The following is a 3,151-nucleotide window of genomic DNA, read 5'->3' as shown; positions in this document are numbered from 1 at the left end:
TTTTTAGCAAATTGCTCTTTAAAAATTTGGAAAGCTGAATAAATAAAGAAGTTCTTAAAACACGTTATTGCTTCGGCAATAACAATAGAGTGTTCTTGAGTATTCTTGAGGCGAAAAAAACTAGATAATACCTAGTTATTTCAATTGTACAGTCGACTTTAGATTGTATGGTTAAGTGACTAAGCGTATACGGTGGATGCCTAGGCAGTCAGAGGCGATGAAGGACGTGTTAATCTGCGTTAAGCTGTGGGGAGTTGATAAAAAGCGTTAATCCACAGATTTCCGAATGGGGGAACCCACTCTACTTTGTAGAGTATCGTAACGTGAATACATAGCGTTACGAAGCGAACCGGGAGAACTGAAACATCTAAGTACCCCGAGGAAAAGAAATCAATAGAGATACCCTTAGTAGCGGCGAGCGAACGGGGTCTAGCCCTTAAGCAGTTTGGAAGTTAGTGGAAGATTCTGGAAAGTTTCACGATACAGGGTGATAGTCCCGTACATGAAAACGACCTTACTGTGAAATCGAGTAGGACGGCACACGTGATATGCTGTTTGAATATGGGAGGACCATCTTCCAAGGCTAAATACTACTGACTGACCGATAGTGAACCAGTACCGTGAGGGAAAGGCGAAAAGAACCCCTGTGAGGGGAGTGAAATAGAACCTGAAACCGTATACGTACAAGCAGTGGGAGCCTACTTTGTTGGGTGACTGCGTACCTTTTGTATAATGGGTCAACGACTTAATTTCAGTAGCAAGGTTAAGCGAATAGCGGAGCCGTAGGGAAACCGAGTGTTAACTGCGCGAATAGTTGCTGGGATTAGACCCGAAACCCGGTGATCTAGCCATGGGCAGGTTGAAGGTTGAGTAACATCAACTGGAGGACCGAACCGACTAATGTTGAAAAATTAGCGGATGACTTGTGGCTGGGGGTGAAAGGCCAATCAAACCGGGAGATAGCTGGTTCTCCTCGAAAGCTATTTAGGTAGCGCCTCGCGTCTAACTATTGGGGGTAGAGCACTGTTAAGGCTAGGGGGTCATCCCGACTTACCAACCCTTTGCAAACTCCGAATACCAATAAGTTCAATCGCGGGAGACACACGGCGGGTGCTAACGTCCGTCGTGGAAAGGGAAACAACCCAGACCGTCAGCTAAGGTCCCAAAGTGTATGTTAAGTGGGAAACGATGTGGAAAGGCTCAGACAGCCAGGAAGTTGGCTTAGAAGCAGCCATCTTTTAAAGAAAGCGTAATAGCTCACTGGTCGAGTCGGTCTGCGCGGAAGATTTAACGGGGCTAAACATACCACCGAAGCTACGGATGCATACTTGTATGCATGGTAGAGGAGCGTTCTGTAAGCCGTCGAAGGTGAGTTGAGAAGCTTGCTGGAGGTATCAGAAGTGCGAATGTTGACATGAGTAACGATAATGGGGGTGAAAAACCTCCACGCCGAAAGACCAAGGGTTCCTGTCCAACGTTAATCGGGGCAGGGTGAGTCGACCCCTAAGGCGAGGCCGAAAGGCGTAGTCGATGGGAAACAGGTTAATATTCCTGTACTCACTTATATTGCGATGGGGTGACGGAGAAGGTTAGGCTAGCATGGCGATGGTTGTCCATGTTTAAGGTTGTAGGCTGTGTGCTTAGGTAAATCCGGGCGCACATTAAGGCTGAGAGCTGATGACGAGTCTCTACGGAGATGAAGTAGTTGATACCCGGCTTCCAGGAAAAACCTCTAAGCTTCAGATATGAGAGAATCGTACCCCAAACCGACACAGGTGGTTAGGTAGAGAATACTAAGGCGCTTGAGAGAACTCGGGTGAAGGAACTAGGCAAAATGGTACCGTAACTTCGGGAGAAGGTACGCCAATGATGGTGAAGGACTTGCTCCGTAAGCTATTGTTGGTCGCAGAGAAATGGTGGCTGCAACTGTTTATTAAAAACACAGCACTGTGCAAAATCGAAAGATGACGTATACGGTGTGACGCCTGCCCGGTGCCGGAAGGTTAATTGATTGGGTTAGACTTAGGTCGAAGCTCATGATCGAAGCCCCGGTAAACGGCGGCCGTAACTATAACGGTCCTAAGGTAGCGAAATTCCTTGTCGGGTAAGTTCCGACCTGCACGAATGGCGTAATGATGGCCACGCTGTCTCCACCCGAGACTCAGTGAAATTGAAATCGCTGTTAAGATGCAGTGTACCCGCGGCTAGACGGAAAGACCCCGTGAACCTTTACTATAGCTTGGCACTGAACATTGAACCTACATGTGTAGGATAGGTGGGAGACTATGAAGCATTGTCGCTAGATGATGTGGAGTCAACCTTGAAATACCACCCTTGTACGTTTGATGTTCTAACGTAGGTCCCTAATCGGGATTGCGGACAGTGTCTGGTGGGTAGTTTGACTGGGGCGGTCTCCTCCCAAAGAGTAACGGAGGAGCACGAAGGTTGGCTAAACATGGTTGGACATCATGTGGTTAGTGCAAAGGCATAAGCCAGCTTAACTGCGAGACAGACACGTCGAGCAGGTACGAAAGTAGGTCTTAGTGATCCGGTGGTTCTGAATGGAAGGGCCATCGCTCAACGGATAAAAGGTACTCCGGGGATAACAGGCTGATACCGCCCAAGAGTTCATATCGACGGCGGTGTTTGGCACCTCGATGTCGGCTCATCACATCCTGGGGCTGAAGTTGGTCCCAAGGGTATGGCTGTTCGCCATTTAAAGTGGTACGCGAGCTGGGTTTAGAACGTCGTGAGACAGTTCGGTCCCTATCTGCCGTGGGCGTTTGAGAATTGAGAGGAGCTGCTCCTAGTACGAGAGGACCGGAGTGGACGAACCACTGGTGTTCGGGTTGTTATGCCAATAGCATTGCCCGGTAGCTAAGTTCGGAACTGATAACCGCTGAAAGCATCTAAGCGGGAAGCAGGCCTCGAGATGAGTTCTCACTGGGACTTTAAGTCCCCTGAAGGGCCGTTGGAGACTACAACGTTGATAGGCAAGGTGTGTAAGTGCTGTGAGGCATTGAGCTAACTTGTACTAATTACCCGTGAGGCTTAACCATACAAATTAAAGTATGATTAATTGAAATATCGACTTAAGAATAGATTGAATACTTTATGTTTTAAAGACTTCTTTATTTATAGCTTTTCAGAT

The 3,151-nt window shown here is 47.8% G+C and carries 1 rRNA gene; it reads left to right on the top strand.

The window, feature by feature from the left end:
* Positions 1-169 precede the first annotated feature (169 nt).
* Positions 170-3,059: ribosomal RNA gene (locus tag BT797_RS10730) — 23S ribosomal RNA — on the top strand.
* Positions 3,060-3,151: the final 92 nt, after the last annotated feature.

The sequence above is a fragment of the Moritella viscosa genome, assembly GCF_900120065.1.
Taxonomy (GTDB): domain Bacteria; phylum Pseudomonadota; class Gammaproteobacteria; order Enterobacterales; family Moritellaceae; genus Moritella; species Moritella viscosa.
This window is presented reverse-complemented; position numbering and strand designations above follow the sequence as displayed.